The following is a 15,190-nucleotide window of genomic DNA, read 5'->3' on the forward strand; positions in this document are numbered from 1 at the left end:
TCGGCGAAGGTGCCCCCGCCGTTGCGGTAGCGGGCATCGATGTTCTTGGCCTGGTTATACCGAACCGTCAGCGTCTGCGCCGCCGACCCGTCCCCGTTCCACCGGTGAATGCTGATGCCGGTCGTGTGCTCCATGTAGTTGTTCTCGATGCGCAGCGACTTGGCCGACCCGGCCCGCAGAAACAAGCCCCGGGCCACCTGGTCGCGGGAGGGGCGCAGGCCGTAGCCCCGGCAGTTGACGACCGTCAGCTGGGCCCAGCCCTGGTCGGCCTGAATCAGGGTGCCGGCGCCCTGCAGCACGCAGCTTTGCAGGGTCACGGGCTCGGTGGTGTCGATGGTAACGCAGGGCACGCTAGAATCGGTGCTGCGGAAGGTGCCTGTGTATACGCCGCCCTGCCGGATGACCACCGGCCCGGGAGTGGTCGGCGGCAGGGCCTGGGAGGGGCCCAGCAGCAGCACTAGGCCGGCGAGGGGCGCCAGCCAGAACCAGCTATAGAAGGCCTGGCGTGGGGCCCGGGGCCGCACTACGTGGCGCGAGAGGGAAGTAGAGCGGTAGAGCGGCATGGCACACAGGGTGGGAAGAAAGGTAAAAGATGGCCTGGCGCTTTAGGGAAAAGCATTTACACCAGGCTCGACTGCCACTGCGTGGTTTTCTGGTCCTCAAACACCACAAAGTCGTCGAGAGCAGGAACGGGCTGGTCGGGGCGGTGCAGGTGGAAGAGCGGGGTTTCGCCGTAGAAGGATGCCCACATCGAGTAGGTACTCAGGGGGCCGATGATATAGTCGCAGCCGGCCATGGCGTAAAGGTCTTCCAGGGGGTGGTTGGTGGAGCGGCCCGTGTCGAAAGCGGCAAAGTCGGCGGCGGGAATGGCCTCGTTGGAAAACAGCAGAAACCGCACCCGCGTGTGGGCCGGAAACCGCTCCTGCATATCCCGCATGGCCCGGGCGTAGGTCGCGTTGTCGTAGAAGTAGGCCCCGCCGTACCAGCTGGCGTAGTCGCCGCGCCGGATGTGGACGGCCACCAGTACATCGGCCTGCTCCCGGTTGGTAGCCAGCACCTGCTCAATGTTCTGCTGATACTTGGCCACGGGCCGGAAAATCCGGCGCAGCAGCGGGCCGTGCTTGGCAAAGTGGGTTTTGTCGCGGAACATCCAGCCGTGCACGAACAGCCTGCCGTGGCGGGCCTGCTCCAGAAAGGCCGGGTTGTTGAGGTCCTGGTCGGTATCCTTTTCGTCGCCGATGAGCTGCACGCCCATCAGGCGCTGCACCCACGGCAGGCGCTTTAGAATACCGCCGCCCCAGCGCGTCTGCAGCACCCGGAAAAGGGCGTGGCCCAGGTGGTCGTCGGGGGCGGGCTGCTGGCGCACGGGCAGGTTACCAAATTCGTTGCGGGTGGTACCCTCAAAGTACTCGGCGTAGGGCCCGAAGTTGGGAATCAGCAGCTCGTAGTTGTATTCGGCGGTGTTGGCAATGAAGTGGGAGGTAAGCAGCAGGTGGTTGCCGAAGCCGTTGAAGTCTTTCGTGAGGATAACCATAGCGGAAAGGTGCCCGGCCCGCCGCCGGGGCGGGCGTCCAGCAAAGGCACGCTGGGAGTGAGAGGAATAGAGCAGCAGGAGGCAGGCCAGGGTTAGTGCAGGAAATAGCCTACTAGCCGCCGGGCATAGCCATTGAGCAGGTAGTAGGGCATGTAGCGCGGCGGGCAGTTTTTGAGCGTGAAGTGGGTGAAGTTGCGCAGGTTACCTCCACCCCGAATACCGAACAGGTGCTGAAAATAGCCCTTCACGCTGCGGCGGCGGCGGGTTTGCTCCTGCCCGCTCTCGTCGGGGTAGGTACTCAGGCGCGCGTCGTAGTTGCAGTACACCGGAAAGCCGTGCAGACGGGCCACGCTGGTATAGTCGAAGTCGGCCAGGTAGTGGGGCAGGCGCTTCTCATCGAACAGCCCGATTTTGGCAATGACTTCCAGCGGAATCAGCAGGCCCCGGCCCGGCAGGTAGGTTACCGGGTGCAGGCCGTGGTGGTCGGCCGCGTCCAGTTCGGTTAGCAGGTCGTGGCGGGTGTTGGTGCGCCAGTCGAGCCGCTCGCCGCCGTACACGGGCTGGCCCGTCGCTACGTCCAGCTCCAGGGCGCCCAGCACGGCGCGGGGGTGTTTCTCGGCCCAGAACAGCATGCGCTCCACAAAGTCGGGCAGCACCAGCACGTCGTTGTTCATGGTCATGATGCGGGTAGCGCCCAGCGTAAGGGCGTGCCGGATGCCGGCATTCACACCCGCCGTCCAGAACAGGTTGCCGTTGCCGGTCACCACGGCTACTTCCGGAAACTCCTGGGCCAGCATTCGGTCGGTGCCGTCGGTCGAGCCATCATCCACGACCACCACGCGGAAGTCGGTGCGGGTTTGGGCGCGCAGCGACTGCAGGCACTCCCGGGTATATTTCAAGCGGTTGAAAACGGGTATAACGATGTACAGCATCGGAAAGAGAGAGTAGAGGTGCGGTGTGGAAAGGAGGCAGATCAGTAAATCAGACTTGGGCCAGCGACTCGGCCGGGGCCGGTAGCGGTGGTACGAGCTGCGGTGGTGGCGCCGGCAGCACGGGGGCCGCGGCCGGCGTGACCGGTGCGGTAGCGCGGCCCGGGCCCCGGAACAGGCGCCGCACCTTGGCCGTCAGGCGCCCGGCCAGAAACTCCCGGAACCGGCGCCGGTCGCGGCGCCAGTGGCGCTGCACGGCCGCGGGGTGGCACAGCGGCGTGGGCAGGGCGCCGGTAGCTACGGCGGCAAAGTCGTCGGCGGCATCGTGGGTGTGGGTGGCGTGCTGCCCAAAGCCGATGTTGCCCACCAGATTCACGGCCGGCATAATGGCCAGGCCGTCGTGGGCGGCGATGGTAAAGTGCCACTGGTAGTCCCACACGTCGGGTGGGGAGGCCGCCCGGCGCACGGCCGCAAACTGCCGGCGCCAGTAGCGCTCCTCCAGCCAGCTGCTGTAGTGCGGGCGCAGTTTGCCCTGCGGCCCCAGCGTATCGAAGCGGGCCATTTCGAAGTCGTAGAGGCGCCAGGCGCGGCGCCAGGTAGCCCAGCCCCAGCTGTTTACCTGCCCCGAGAAGTAGTACGACTCGGCCCCGGGCGCCAGGGGCTGGCGGGCTTCACTGCCGAAGTTGTTGCCGCCAATGTGCAGCACGCGGGTATCGTGGCGGTAGCGGGGCAGCAGCTCGGCGCAGAAGCGGAAGAAATCGGGGCTGGGCACGCAGTCGTCTTCCAGAATAATGCCCTCTTCTTCCTGACTGAAAAACCAGGTAATGGCCGTGGCCGGGCCCACCCCGCAGTTCAGATTGCGGGTCTGAAACAGGGTGCGCACCTCGCAGGGCCAGTCGATGTGGGCCACTTCGGCGCGGGCGGCGGCGCAGGTAGCCGCGTCGGTGGGGTGGCCGGGGCGGGGGCCGTCGGCGGCCAGATACAGGCGGGCGGGCCGGGCCTGGCGGATGGCGGCAAATACTTCCCGGGTGGTTTCGGCCCGGTTGAAGAGCAGCAGCAGCACGGCGGGCGTGGCCGGGGCGGAGGCAGCTGAGTGTGGCATAGGCAGCGGCGTCCTTAGCGGATGGCGTGGTAGATGTCGATGGTTTTCTGCAGAATGGCCTGCGGGTCGTGGCGCTCCTGGGCCACGGTCTGGGCCTGCTGGGCCAGGCGCTGGCGCAGGGCCGGGTCGTCGTGGAGGCGCAGCATCTCGGTGGCCAGGTGGCGCGGGTTCAGGTCGGTGAGCACGCCGGTCTGGTCGTGCTCAATCAGGGAGCTGACGCCGCCCACGTTGGAGGCAATGACGGGCAGACCGGCCACCTGCGCCTCGCAGATGGTATTGGGGCTGTTGTCGATGTAGGAGGGGTGCAGCAAACACAGGGAGGCGTGGCAGAGCTGGGCCAGGCCCTCGGCCGACAAAAAGCCGTGGCACTCCACGTCCTGGGGCCGGATGTGCTGCAGCCCGGCCTGCTGCACAGCTTTCTGCACGTCGGCGGCCGTGACGCGGCCGGCAAAGGCCAGCTTCAGGTCGGGCTGCTTCTGGCGGGCCAGGTCGAAGGCCGTCAGGGTTTCGCGGAAGCCCTTCATGATCTGCTGGCCGCCCAGAAACAGCACCTGGGGCCGGCCGTTGGGCGCGGCCGGAGCGGGCGTGGCAAAAAACTCGGGCCGCAGCATCTCCCAGTTGTGATGAATAGTGCCGCGCGGGTTTAGGCGGGCCACGTGCGACTTATCCCAGTGCGTGCGGCACGAGAAGTGGGGCATGTGGGGCATGTACTTGCACTCGTAGTAGCCGGCCAGCGTCCACAGAAACTTCAGCTTCGACACCGGGTTGGGCACTACCTTGGCGTATTCCGACACGAGGCCCTGCACCGAGAGTACCTGCGGAATATCGAGGCCGGCGGTGGCCACCTGGTACTGCAGCTCGGAGCCGTGCACGTGAATCAGGTCGTACTCGTGGTAATGCTCGCGCATGTACTTGGCCATAATGGCAATGCGCCACTGGTAGAGCGAAAGGATATCGGGGCGCCAGCCCGGCACGCGCAGATAAATAAAGTGAATGCCGTTGCTGTCGAACTCGTTGATGGGCTTTTTCAGGTCGCCGGCGAAGTTGAGAATCGTTAGCTCGACGTCCGGATGCCGGGCCACCATATCGGCCAAGGTCATAATCCAGGGTACGGTGGAAGGATGAGTTTCGTGCGGCGAGGGAAAAGCAGCAAGCCAGAGAACTTTCATAGCGGATGAAGCTTGAGAGAGAAGCAGATAGGAGACAAAATGGCTAGGCAGGAGAGGGCAGGGAAATAGCAGATTCGGGCTCGTGGATGCGCGGCCGGGCGGGTACTGGCGCCGGCGCCGTTCGGAACGACATGGCGGCCAGCGTGAGCCCCAGCAGGCCGTAGACGTAGGCGGGCCAGTCGTAGGAAAAGCCGAACAGGAAAAAGGTGCTGGTGAAGGCCAGCAGCGCAGCCAGCTCGGGCGTAATCGGGCCGGGCTGGCGCAGCACCCGCAACAGCGACACCAGGGGCACCACGATAACCAGGGCCAGCCCGAGCCAGCCGAAGTAAAAGAGCCGGTCGAGGTAGAAGCTGTGGAAGTGGTGGCCGGTGAAGTCGGGCCAGAGCTGGGCGCCGGCCTCGTCGTAGAGCTGAATGGGCAGCTCGAAGCCTTCGAGGCGCCAGCCGGCCAGGGGCCGCTCATCTACCAAGGGCATGTAGGCCTCGTATTGGTGCATGCGGAAGCTGCCCGTGCCCTGGGTGGTGGGGTGCAGCAGGTCGTCGAGGTTGGCGGCAAACTTCTGCACCACCGCGGGGTTGTCCAGCACCACGGCTAGGCCGCTGCTCAGGCCCACGGCCAGGGCCATGGTGCCCAGCACCGAGAGGCGGCGGCCCATGTGCCGGGCCTGGGGCACGCGCATGGCCAGCAGCCCCAGGTTCAGGGCCAGGGCCAGGGCCGCACAAATCCAGACGGTGCGGTGCTGCAGAAACACAATCAGGGCCAACGCCAGCAAAAAGCTCAGGCCGCTGAGCATCTCGCCCCGGGTCAGGTACCAATTCAGGCAGAGCAGCGCCACGGGCAGCAGCAGGTAGGCCGAGTTTACGCCGAAGCCCCGCTCGGTGTCCAGAAAGGAGCCCAAACTCAGGGCATCCCGGTGAAAGACCACCAGGCTTAGCAGCAACGTCGGAAACAGCACGGCTACCAGCTGGCGGTAAGAGGGCTCGGGGTAGCGCCGGTAGTAGGCATATAAGCCGAAAAGGGGCAATATCACGCTCAGCTTGCTGAAGACGTGCGGGTATTTGGCCCACGTGTTCCAGCCCCCGTACGATTCCAGGCACAGCATCCCGATGCCGGCCAGCACCGCCAGAAACCACCAGCGCATAACCGGCTCGAACCGGCGGTAGTAGCGCAGCCCCAGGAAAATAGAAATGCCCATCAGCGCGTATACAAACAGGTACTCGGCCGGCCGCACTTCCTCGGTGCCAAACACAAACTCACCCAGAGCCCGGTCGGTGAGCAGGATGGCAAGCAGGGGCAGCAGGTACAGAAAGCGCAGGTTCAGTTTCATGGCAGGAAAGGCAAGAGCGGGAACGAGTGGGCTGGAGCCCGAAAAAGCTAGGCCGTCAGGGAGTTGCCCTCATCGGGCACGGGAAATGTGAGGGGCCGCGTAGCCGGCGCGGCGGCACGGCTTGTGGCGGACCGGAAGTGCCGAAGGGCATCCTGATAGAAAGCCAGGGTGGCGTCGGTCATGCGGTGCACCTCGAAGTGGGCGGCAACGGCGGCGGCCTGGCGCTGCTGTAGCGCCGCGCGGGCCGCCGCCGAGCCCAGTAGCTCGTGCAGGCGGCCGGCCACCGATTCGGCCGTCGAGTCGGGTGGAAGCAGGGCTTCGGGCGTGGTGGCCAGCACTTCGGGCACGCCGCCCACGGCCAGGGCCAGGGCGGGCACCCGGCAGGCCATGGCTTCCAGCAGCACCAGGGGGCAGTTTTCGCGGGTAGCCACGTGCACGTACAGCGTGCTGGCGTGTAGCACGGGTGCCACCTGCTCGCGCTGACCCAGCAACACGACTACTTCCTGCAGGCTGTGGGCCGCAATCTGCTGGCGAAGCAGCTCCTCATCGGGGCCGTAGCCGGCCAGGGCCACCACGAAATCCTGGCGGTACGTGCGCAGCACCCGCGCTACCCGCAGCAGAAAGCGCTGGTTTTTGCGGGGTTCCAGGTGGCCGATGTTCAGCAGCACGTGGCGGCCGCGGGCCAGCTGTTGCAGCTGCGCATCGGCGGGGGCCTGGGCGAAGGAGGTCAGGTCGATGCCATTGTGAATAACCGTGTGCAGGGCCCCGGGCGCCAGCCACGGGGCCGTGCGCCGCCGCACGTACTCCGACACGCCCAGAAAGTAGCGGGTGTGGGCCAGCAGATAATTGTGCCAGCGCAGTACCTGGCGGGCGGGCCGGCCGTTGAGGCTATATTGTAACACCAGCTCCTCGCCGGGGTGGTCGTTGAAGTGGCCCGTCACTATTACCGGCACCCGGCCGCCCAGTGCCCGGCCGGCCGCCGCGCCGCTGCCCGCATCGTGGGCGTGCACCAGGTCGTAGGGCTGGCTGGCGTCTACGCTCCAGAGTACGCGCAGGAAGTTGTCGGCCTCCATGGCCAGGGCCCGGCCGGTGGCTCCCAACCGGTAAAAGCCGTGCCGCACGGCCGCCACCACGTGCCGCCGCCAGCCGCTCAGCGAGGCCGGCGTAACCACATCGACGCGGTGGCCGCGCTGCCGCAGCAGGTCGGCCAGTTGCAGGTAGTGCACGCGCACCCCGGAGGGCGCATCGGGCTGCATAAAGGATACGAGCAGAATATTCACGGCAGCAGCGGCGAAGAGGCGTTCTGAAAGTCGGAGCTGGTTTCCGGGGTGCGGTCTAGGTAGCGGGTGTAGCGGGCCAGCAGGCGCCCGGCCGTGCCCGAGAGGTGCAGGCGGCTCAGGAAAGTGTGCATCTCGTGGCGCAGCAGGGGCAGGGGCAGCACCAGCACCAGCACGCCCAGCACCACGGCCCCGGTCAGCACCAGCAGGCCCAGGGCCACCGGCGCGGGCAGGTGCAGGGGCGTGAGCAGGAGCTGCACCCCGAACAAAGCCCCGCCCACGGCCACCGCGTGCCACACGCCGGGCAGGTAGGTGGCCAGCAGCCGGACGTAGCTGATACCCAGGTCCTGGTGCATGAGCAGCATAAACAGGCCCATGCGGAAAAACTCGTTCAGGAGCAAGGCCCCGGCAAAGCCCAGCAGCCCGTAGCCGCGCAGCAGCCAGAACATGACCACCAGGGTAACCAGGGTGATGATGTTGACCACAATCTTCTTGTTGAGCTGGGCGCGGGCGTCGCACATCACTCCGGCAAACATGGTGACCAGGCTCATCGACACGGGCAGGCTCATCATGCGCAGCACCGGCACCGAGGCGTCCCAGCCGGGGCCGAGCAGCGAAAGCACCAGGTCGGGGGCGGCCACGGCCATGCCCGCACTCAGGGGCAGTACCACCGCCGCTACCAGCGTGATGCTGGCCAGATATACGGCCCGCAGCTTGGGTAGGTTGGTTTGCAACTGACTGAAAGCCGGAAAGATAACCTTGGAAACGCTCGTCGTAATCAGATACAGCGGCAGGCTGATGAGCATGTAGGCGCGGTTGTAGATACCCAGCAGCGCGGCGCCCAGCACCCGCCCGATAACCATCGTATCGAGTGAGCTGGTGATAAACTCCAGGAAGCTGGTGAAGGAAATCCGGCCGCCGTAGGAAAGCAGGGGACGGTACTGCTCCCAGTTGAAATACAGGCGCACGTTGTGCCGGGTGCTGGCGTAGGCCATTACCCCCAGAATCAGGCCCTGGCTCAGGCTGGCCAGCACCAGGCTCCATACTCCGAAGCCCTGCCAGGCCAAACCCACCCCGATAACGCCGTAGGCCACCACGTAGGTGATGATGTCCATAATGGCGAGTTTTCGGAACTCCATGCGGCGGCGCAGCAGGCTCATGGCGGTGGCAATAGCGCCTGCTACAAACGTGCCCAGGGCCATAACGCGCACCAGCGGCACCACCTCGGGCTGGTCGAACAGGTAGTGGGTGAGGGGCGCGGCCAGCACCATAAAGCCCGCAAACAAAGCCCCCAGCACCGTGGACGAGGTAAACGCGGCCCGAATGTCTTCCTCCGTCAGCTCGGGCTTCTGAATAATGGCCTGGGCCATGCCCATCTGGGCAAAATACCCGCCGAAGCGCAGCACCACGCCCGCCAGGGCCACCAGCCCGAAGGCCGCCGGAGGCAGCAGCCGCGCCATGATAGCCGTGTAGCCAATCTGCATAACCGACGTGACGATGGTGGCCGCCGTGGTCCAGGTCATGCTGTGCAGCGTGGTGGTAGTCAGGTTTTTGGTCGAGGACATAGACGAAGCGAATAGGGCAGAATGCGGAAGCTGCGGTGCACCACGGGTTACTGCCCGTAGGCGTAGGCTTTTTCCTTGTAGCGGTACTCGTAGGTCTTGGTGAAGTGCATGTCGTTGATAACGATGTAGATCTGCTTGATTTTCTTCTGCTGGTGCAGCTCGTCGATCTGGCTGACCAGCCCCTTGTCGGTGTAGTTCTGGCGCACCACGTAAATGTTGGCTTCCAGGTGGCGCAGCAGCACGAAAAACTCAGCCACGTAGCCCACCGGCGGGGTATCGACCAGCACGTAGTCGTATTCGGTGCGCAGCAGGCTGAGCAGGTCGTCCATGCGCTCGGTTTCCAGCAGCTCGGTGGGGTTGGGCGGAATCGGGCCGCAGCATATCACGTCCAGGTTGCGGACGCCGCTGGTTTGCACGGCCTCGCTCAGGGTGCTGTTGCCAATCAGGTAGGAGCTCAGGCCGTGCTCGTAGCCGGCATCGAGGCCAAAGTAGGTGGCCACGGTGGGGCGGCGCAGGTCACACTCGAGCAGCAGTACGCGCCGGCCGCTCTGGGCCAGCTCCGCGGCCAGGTTCACGGCGCAGAAGGTTTTGCCCTCGCCCGGCACCGAGGAGGTGACGCCGATAATCTTCTTGTCGAGGCCGGCCGAGAGGTACTGCAGGTTCACCCGAATCGAGCGGAACGACTCGGCAATGGGGCCTTTGGGGTCGCGCAGCATATTTTCCTTGTCGGCGCGGGTGCCGTGGGCCACCACGCCCAGCATCGGAATGCCGGTGATGCGGGCCAGGTCTTCCTTGCTCTGAATGCGGCGGTTGGCTTTGTCCATCACCAGCGTCAGGGCGAAGGGAATACCCAGGCCGGCCAGGGCCGCAATCAGGGCCACCAGGCCCGGCTTGGGGGCCGAGGGCAGGCCGCTGCTCATCTTGGCGTTGTCGATTACCTTCTTATCGGTGGCGTTGGTAGCCAGCGCAATGGCAGCTTCCGCACGTTTCTCGACCAGGAAGTTGTAGTTCTTGTCGTTGAAGTCGCTCTTATTCTTGAGGGAAGCCAGCTGCCGCTCGTTTTCGGGCATGGCGCTGATGGTGCCCCGCACCTGGCTGAGCTGCTGGTCCAGGTCGCGCAGGGTGATGTCGGTGGCCCGCATCATATTGTTTAAGGTCTGCATCAGAGACTGCTTGGCCGTGAAGATGCGCTCATCCAGCACCGTTACCAGTGGGTTGGTGGTGCTGGCATTCACGCCCAGGGCCGCGCGCTGGCTGTTCAGGTCGGTGAGCTGCATAATCAGGTTGTTGATGACCGGATCTTCGATGCCCACGCTGCTGGGCGAGGCCATCTGGGCCGCGCCCTGGTTGGCCCGCAGGTAGCTCAGCATGTTCTGGTAGTACTTGCGGTTGGTGGCGGCGCGGGCCCGCATCATACCCAGGTCGCTGAGCTGGCGGATGCCCTCGTTGGACTGAGCGTCCACGTCTACCACGCCCCGCGAGGCCCGGAATGAGCTAAGCGCGGCGGCCGAGTGGCGCAACGAATCGGAAAGCTTGTCGATTTCCTTGTCCAGGAATTCCACCGTCTTGTAGCCCGTGATGTTCTTTTCCCGCAGGTCATCCTGAATGTAGACGGCCATGAGCGTATCCAGAAACTGGGTGGCTTTGGCCGGCACCACATCCTTGAGGGTAAGCTCCACGATGCGGGAGTCGTGCTCGATGGGGCGCACGGCCAGGCTGCCCTGGTAGCGGCTGGTAAGGCTGTTCAAGTCGTTCAGAGTAAAGAAGTACCGCTCGTTGGCCGTGCCGGCGGGGTAGCCGGGCTCAGCCTCGATAACGGCCGTGAGCAGGGGCGAGCGGAGCGTGTCGCCGGCGGCCACTATCTGGTCCAGGTTCACGTCCAGCAGGTCCCGGATCATCTCGCCGCTTTGCAGGTTGTAGAGCTGGCCGCGCTTGGCCTGGGCCCGCACCCGAAAGCGCCCGTCGGACTGGGGTTCCACGGCGATGTTTACGCCCGTGAGCTGAGGCGTCTTAGGGTCGGGAATAACGCGGAACGGCACGGCGCCCACCGGCCGCTCCCGCACCTGCACCTCCTTAACCGAGTTCAGCCAGTTGTCGGGCACGGCGTAGTACGACACGGCGAAGGGCAGGCGGGTCAGGGCGCGCTGCACCACGTCGGTGGAGCTGAGCATCCCGATTTCGTCCTCCATCTTCATCCCCTTCTCCTTGACCTCCAGAATCTGGAGCAGCTCCTGGGCCCGCTTCGAGCCCGAACCCTGGTTGCCCAGCAGCATGGACGAGCGGAAGTCGTACACCGGCGCTTTTACCTGCAGATATAGGAAGGCCAGCAGCCCGGCCAGCAGCAGCGAGGCCACAAACAGGGGCCAGCGGTTGCGCAGGCGGAAAAACAGCTCGTGCAGGTCAATTTCGTCGGCGGGGGAAGTAACGCGTTGTTCCATGCTACAGGTGGTTTTAAAATGGCTACAGCCAAAGAGAGGAATAGAGGGGCTAGAAAACTTTCAGATAGCTAAGCAGCAGCACCAGCGCCGAGACGCCGCCGAACACGAGGCCCAGGTTGTTGGCGTTGCCGCGGTTGGTGCGCGCGGCCATGGGCTCCACGTACAGCGCGTCGTTGGGCAGCAGGTAGTAGTACTTCGACTTGAGCAGCTCGGGGTTGGTCAGGTCGAGCAGTACCACTTCCGAGCCGGTGGCGGTCTGCCGGATCAGCTTCACGTTTTGGCGGTTACCGAACTCGGTCAGGTCGCCGGCCAGGCCCAGCCCTTCGAGCAGCGTGGCCTGGGTGTTATAGATAAAGTAGCGCCCCGGGCTGCGCACCTCGCCCAGCACCGTTATCTTGAAGCTGAGCAGCTTGACCAGCACGTTGGCGTCGCGCACGAACTTGCCGACCTCCTTCTGAATCACGGCTTGGGCTTCGTCCAGCGTCAGGCCCTGCACTTTCACCTTATTCACGGTGGGCAGGTTGATAAAGCCTGTGGCATCCACGGAGTAGCCGCTCAGAAACAGCGTGCTGGGGTCGCCCGAGAACATGGCGCGGTTGTCGGTGATGTTGAAAATCTCATTCAGGTTGGTCTGCACGCTTTGCACCCGGATGCTGAGCACGTCGCTGGGCTGAATGCGGTAGTCCAGGGGCTCGTTGGCCACGTTCACCGGCGCCGAGGTCGAGTATTCCTTGCTTTGCAGGTAGGGCAGCTTTTGCTGGGCCACGCAGCCACTCAGCCACCACAGGATTGCTAGCAGACCAAAACGGAGGCGGGAGGTAGTAGAGAGAGCGGGCATACGGAGGAGTTGGTAAAGGCCAGAGAAAGCCGCTTCATTTCAAGCAGGTAGAAAACCCCGGAAAGAGGAAGCGGAACAGAAACGCGCACTTCTTATTGGTAATAGAATATTTCCTTAAACGTATTGTATATGTTTGATAAAGTCAAGTTAAACTTAAATAATTCTCATAATTATTTGTACTGCATAATGATGTGATAGAGGCCTTGTTTTCGCCTTACTCTCCGGCAGGCTCCTGGCCTCAACAGTCCGCCCCGAACATCTTACCTTGGCGGGCTGTATTCACTGAAAGTTCAAAGCATGAAAATTCTGCTGGTAGAAGATGAGCCGAAAGTGGCCTCGTTTATCCATAGGGGCCTGACGGAGCAAACCCACAACGTGGACATCGCCACCGACGGCGTCACGGGCCTGCGCCTGGCGCTGAGCAACAGCTACGATCTGCTGATTCTGGACAACCTGCTGCCCGGCCTGAGCGGGCTGGAAGTGTGCCGGCAGGTGCGCACTCAAAACTCCTCGGTGTCCATTCTGATGCTGACGGCCCTGGGCGAAACCGACGACAAAATCCGGGGCCTCGACGCCGGCGCCGACGACTACCTGGTCAAGCCTTTTGCCTTTCAGGAGCTGCTGGCCCGCATCCGGGCGCTGGTGCGCCGCCGCCACGAGGGTCCGGCCACCGAAACCCTGCTGCGTCTGGCCGACCTCACCCTGGACCCCTCCCGCAAGCTGGTGCAGCGCGCCGGCCAGCCCGTGCAGCTCACCGCCCGCGAGTTTGCCCTGCTCGAATACCTGCTGCGCAACCAGGGTCGGGTCGTGTCGCGGGTCGATATTCTGGAGCAGGTCTGGGAAACCAGCTTCGACACGGGCTCCAATGTCATCGACGTGTACATTAACTTCCTGCGCAAAAAAGTAGACAAGGACTTCACGCCCAAGCTGATTCATACCCTGGTGGGCATGGGCTATGTGATGCGTGAGGAGTAAGATATGCGGGTGGCGGGCCGTTTGGCTGCGGCGCACTGCACTATAAAGGAGAACGTCAGGCGTCGGCCAGCCCAACCTAGGGCGTTCTTTTCTGTTGCCGGAGGCCGTAACTTGCCGTCTAAAGCAAGAGAAGCGTGGCGGCGGCAGAAAACCGGAAAATCATTCACCTCGACATGGACGCCTTCTATGCCTCGGTGGAGCAGCGCGACAACCCCGAGCTGCGCGGCCAGCCCGTGGCCGTGGGCGGCTCGCGGCAGCGCGGGGTGGTGGCGGCGGCCAGCTACGAGGCCCGCCAATTTGGGGTGCGCTCGGCCATGGCCTCGATGGTGGCCCAGCGCAAGTGTCCCCACCTGATTTTTGTAAAGCCGCGCTTTGAGGTATACAAGGGCGTTTCGCGCCAAATCCGGGCCATCTTCGCCGACTATACGCCCCTTGTCGAACCCCTGTCGCTGGACGAGGCCTACCTCGACGTAACCCACAATCTGAAGGGCATGCCCTCGGCTACGCGCATTGCCGAGGAAATCCGGGCGCGCATTCTGGCCGAAACCGGGCTGACGGCCTCGGCGGGCATCTCCTACAATAAGTTTCTGGCCAAGCTGGCCTCCGACTACCGCAAGCCCAACGGGCAGTTCGTGATTAAGCCCGCGCAGGGGCTGGCTTTCGTGGAAACCCTTTCGGTGGGGGAGTTTCACGGCATCGGGCACGTCACGGCGGCCAAGATGAACAACCTGGGCATCTTCACCGGCCTCGATTTGCGGCAGCAGTCGGAAGCCTTTCTGCGCCAGCACTTCGGCAAGGCCGGCGGCTACTACTACGCCATTGCCCGGGCCGAAGACCACCGCCCCGTGGAGCCCGACCGGCTGCGCAAGTCCATCGGTTCGGAAAATACCTTCGAGCAGGATTTACTGACCTACGACGAGCTGGTGGCCGGCCTGCAGCCCGAGCTGGAATCGGTATGGGACTACTGCCAGCGCACCGACGTGTGGGGCCGTACCGTGACGGTGAAAGTGAAGTACGACGACTTCCAGCAAATCACGCGCAGCCGCACCACGCTGCTACCCATCAGCAGCAAGGAACTGCTGGAGCAGCTGTGCCGCGAGCTGCTGCAGCCGCTGATTCCCCTGCCCAAAGGCGTGCGGCTGCTGGGTGTGTCGGTTTCGAACCTGAGCCCGCTCGAAGCCGCGGCCGGCCAGCAGCTGACACTTATTTTTTAGGTGTTGCCGCCCGCTTTTTCGCGGTAGCCTTGCGGCGCTTGCCGTGGGTGGCCGCCTGCTTCTTGCGGCGCTTGGCCCGCAGCGGGGCTAGGCGCTGGCGCTCCAGCTTCCGCTCGGCCCGGTCGAGCAGGCGCTGGGGCATGCGCAGCATCAGCCGCTCGCGGGCAAACTGGGCCAGGCTGGACAGCGGAATGGTGTGGCTGGTGCGCAGCAGGTTCATCACCTCGGCCCGCCGCAGCTGGCTGACGCCCCGCAGCCCGCGCGCCAGCAGAAACTGCTTTACTTCTTCCAGCAGTAGCAGGGCCGCCAGCGGAGCCCGCTCCACGGTGGCATTGTAGCCGGCCGCGCGGTGCGTGCGCAGCTCTTTTTCGGAGGCCACCAGCACGCCCACCCACTCGGGCAGCAGGGGCAGCAGCTTGCTCAGGTGCTTTTCCGTGACGATGAACGTGACGAAATCGTATACCTCGGCGTAGCAGCGCAGCTGGTTTGCCACGCGCTGCAGCGTGTCGCCGTCGCCTTTTACCTCGTAGCCGTGCATGTATTCGGTCGTGATGTGCACCACGTCGGCGCGGGTCGAGCCGGTGGGCAGCTCATCGACGTAGATGCCTTCGGTGAGCAGCGGGTAGAGCAGGGCGCGAATGTGCGGGTCGTTCATCGGGCGGCAGGGCAGGGGCAGCAGGATGCCCGCACGAAAGTAAGCCCGCCGGCTGATTTTCGCCTCTATATAGTACCGCGCCAATGCCGGGCGGCGGCTTTGGCAACTTGCCAGTAAATTTGCGCCGTGCGGACGGGCGAAAACCGCTACGTTCCGGCAGACCTTTT

Annotated in this window: 12 protein-coding genes and 1 pseudogene; 2 read left to right on the forward strand and 11 right to left on the reverse strand. The window is 64.3% G+C overall.

Translation table 11 applies throughout. From position 1 onward, the window contains the following. The 10 genes and pseudogenes from LGH70_RS15145 to LGH70_RS15190 all read right to left on the reverse strand — a co-directional run. Window positions 1-563 (reverse strand): annotated as a pseudogene (locus tag LGH70_RS15145) (hypothetical protein); the annotation flags it as partial. A 56-nt stretch (window positions 564-619) separates the two neighbouring features. Next, window positions 620-1,534, reverse strand: a complete 915-nt coding sequence (locus LGH70_RS15150; RefSeq protein ID WP_226187209.1) for an alpha-1,2-fucosyltransferase — start codon at window positions 1,532-1,534, stop codon at window positions 620-622. 92 nt (window positions 1,535-1,626) lie between these two features. Next, a complete protein-coding gene (locus tag LGH70_RS15155) occupies window positions 1,627-2,466 on the reverse strand; it encodes a glycosyltransferase family 2 protein (RefSeq protein ID WP_226187211.1) in 840 nt (279 codons plus the stop codon). Window positions 2,467-2,515: 49 nt separating this feature from the next. Next, entirely contained in the window at window positions 2,516-3,565 is a 1,050-nt protein-coding gene (locus LGH70_RS15160; RefSeq protein WP_226187213.1) for a nucleotide-diphospho-sugar transferase, read from the reverse strand. Between the two features lie 14 nt (window positions 3,566-3,579). Beyond that, window positions 3,580-4,734: a glycosyltransferase family 4 protein gene (locus tag LGH70_RS15165; protein ID WP_226187216.1), complete on the reverse strand. Its 1,155-nt coding sequence runs from the start codon at window positions 4,732-4,734 to the stop codon at window positions 3,580-3,582. Window positions 4,735-4,777: 43 nt separating this feature from the next. Beyond that, window positions 4,778-6,061 carry an O-antigen ligase family protein gene (locus LGH70_RS15170; protein WP_226187219.1) on the reverse strand — a complete coding sequence of 428 codons (1,284 nt, stop codon included), beginning with the start codon at window positions 6,059-6,061 and terminating at the stop codon, window positions 4,778-4,780. 47 nt (window positions 6,062-6,108) lie between these two features. Further along, the gene (locus tag LGH70_RS15175) at window positions 6,109-7,341 is read right to left on the reverse strand and encodes a glycosyltransferase family 4 protein (RefSeq protein WP_226187221.1); all 1,233 of its coding nucleotides are present in this window, start codon (window positions 7,339-7,341) and stop codon (window positions 6,109-6,111) included. Further along, on the reverse strand, window positions 7,338-8,903 hold the full coding sequence (locus LGH70_RS15180) for a lipopolysaccharide biosynthesis protein (protein ID WP_226187223.1): 1,566 nt from the start codon (window positions 8,901-8,903) through the stop codon (window positions 7,338-7,340). The genes LGH70_RS15175 and LGH70_RS15180 overlap by 4 nt, the downstream gene beginning before the upstream one ends. 47 nt (window positions 8,904-8,950) lie before the next feature. Beyond that, window positions 8,951-11,341 carry a polysaccharide biosynthesis tyrosine autokinase gene (locus LGH70_RS15185; protein WP_226187224.1) on the reverse strand — a complete coding sequence of 797 codons (2,391 nt, stop codon included), beginning with the start codon at window positions 11,339-11,341 and terminating at the stop codon, window positions 8,951-8,953. Between the two features lie 49 nt (window positions 11,342-11,390). Next, window positions 11,391-12,179, reverse strand: a complete 789-nt coding sequence (locus LGH70_RS15190; protein ID WP_226187226.1) for a polysaccharide biosynthesis/export family protein — start codon at window positions 12,177-12,179, stop codon at window positions 11,391-11,393. Window positions 12,180-12,476: 297 nt separating this feature from the next. Between LGH70_RS15190 and LGH70_RS15195 the strand changes: the two genes are divergently transcribed. Together LGH70_RS15195 and dinB are read left to right on the forward strand one after the other, a co-directional pair. Further along, a complete protein-coding gene (locus LGH70_RS15195; RefSeq protein ID WP_226187228.1) occupies window positions 12,477-13,154 on the forward strand; it encodes a response regulator transcription factor in 678 nt (225 codons plus the stop codon). A 134-nt stretch (window positions 13,155-13,288) separates the two neighbouring features. Further along, complete coding sequence (dinB, locus tag LGH70_RS15200) at window positions 13,289-14,368, forward strand: DNA polymerase IV (RefSeq protein ID WP_226187231.1); 1,080 nt, start codon at window positions 13,289-13,291, stop codon at window positions 14,366-14,368. Here the strand turns inward: dinB and LGH70_RS15205 are convergent. Next, a complete protein-coding gene (locus tag LGH70_RS15205; protein ID WP_226187234.1) occupies window positions 14,358-15,023 on the reverse strand; it encodes a sce7726 family protein in 666 nt (221 codons plus the stop codon). The two genes, dinB and LGH70_RS15205, sit on opposite strands and share 11 nt — an antisense overlap. Window positions 15,024-15,190: the final 167 nt, after the last annotated feature.

Origin of the sequence: Hymenobacter nitidus (assembly GCF_020447315.1) — a bacterium.
GTDB lineage: Bacteria > Bacteroidota > Bacteroidia > Cytophagales > Hymenobacteraceae > Hymenobacter > Hymenobacter nitidus.

What these genes read in the sequence shown, in the direction of transcription:
- LGH70_RS15150 (WP_226187209.1), bottom strand. Translation starts at nt 1,534, where the DNA reads ATGGTTATCCTCACGAAAGACTTCAACGGCTTCGGCAACCACCTGCTG.
- LGH70_RS15155 (WP_226187211.1), bottom strand. Translation starts at nt 2,466, where the DNA reads ATGCTGTACATCGTTATACCCGTTTTCAACCGCTTGAAATATACCCGG.
- LGH70_RS15160 (WP_226187213.1), bottom strand. Translation starts at nt 3,565, where the DNA reads ATGCCACACTCAGCTGCCTCCGCCCCGGCCACGCCCGCCGTGCTGCTG.
- LGH70_RS15165 (WP_226187216.1), bottom strand. Translation starts at nt 4,734, where the DNA reads ATGAAAGTTCTCTGGCTTGCTGCTTTTCCCTCGCCGCACGAAACTCAT.
- LGH70_RS15170 (WP_226187219.1), bottom strand. Translation starts at nt 6,061, where the DNA reads ATGAAACTGAACCTGCGCTTTCTGTACCTGCTGCCCCTGCTTGCCATC.
- LGH70_RS15180 (WP_226187223.1), bottom strand. Translation starts at nt 8,903, where the DNA reads ATGTCCTCGACCAAAAACCTGACTACCACCACGCTGCACAGCATGACC.
- LGH70_RS15185 (WP_226187224.1), bottom strand. Translation starts at nt 11,341, where the DNA reads ATGGAACAACGCGTTACTTCCCCCGCCGACGAAATTGACCTGCACGAG.
- LGH70_RS15190 (WP_226187226.1), bottom strand. Translation starts at nt 12,179, where the DNA reads ATGCCCGCTCTCTCTACTACCTCCCGCCTCCGTTTTGGTCTGCTAGCA.
- LGH70_RS15195 (WP_226187228.1), top strand. Translation starts at nt 12,477, where the DNA reads ATGAAAATTCTGCTGGTAGAAGATGAGCCGAAAGTGGCCTCGTTTATC.
- LGH70_RS15205 (WP_226187234.1), bottom strand. Translation starts at nt 15,023, where the DNA reads ATGAACGACCCGCACATTCGCGCCCTGCTCTACCCGCTGCTCACCGAA.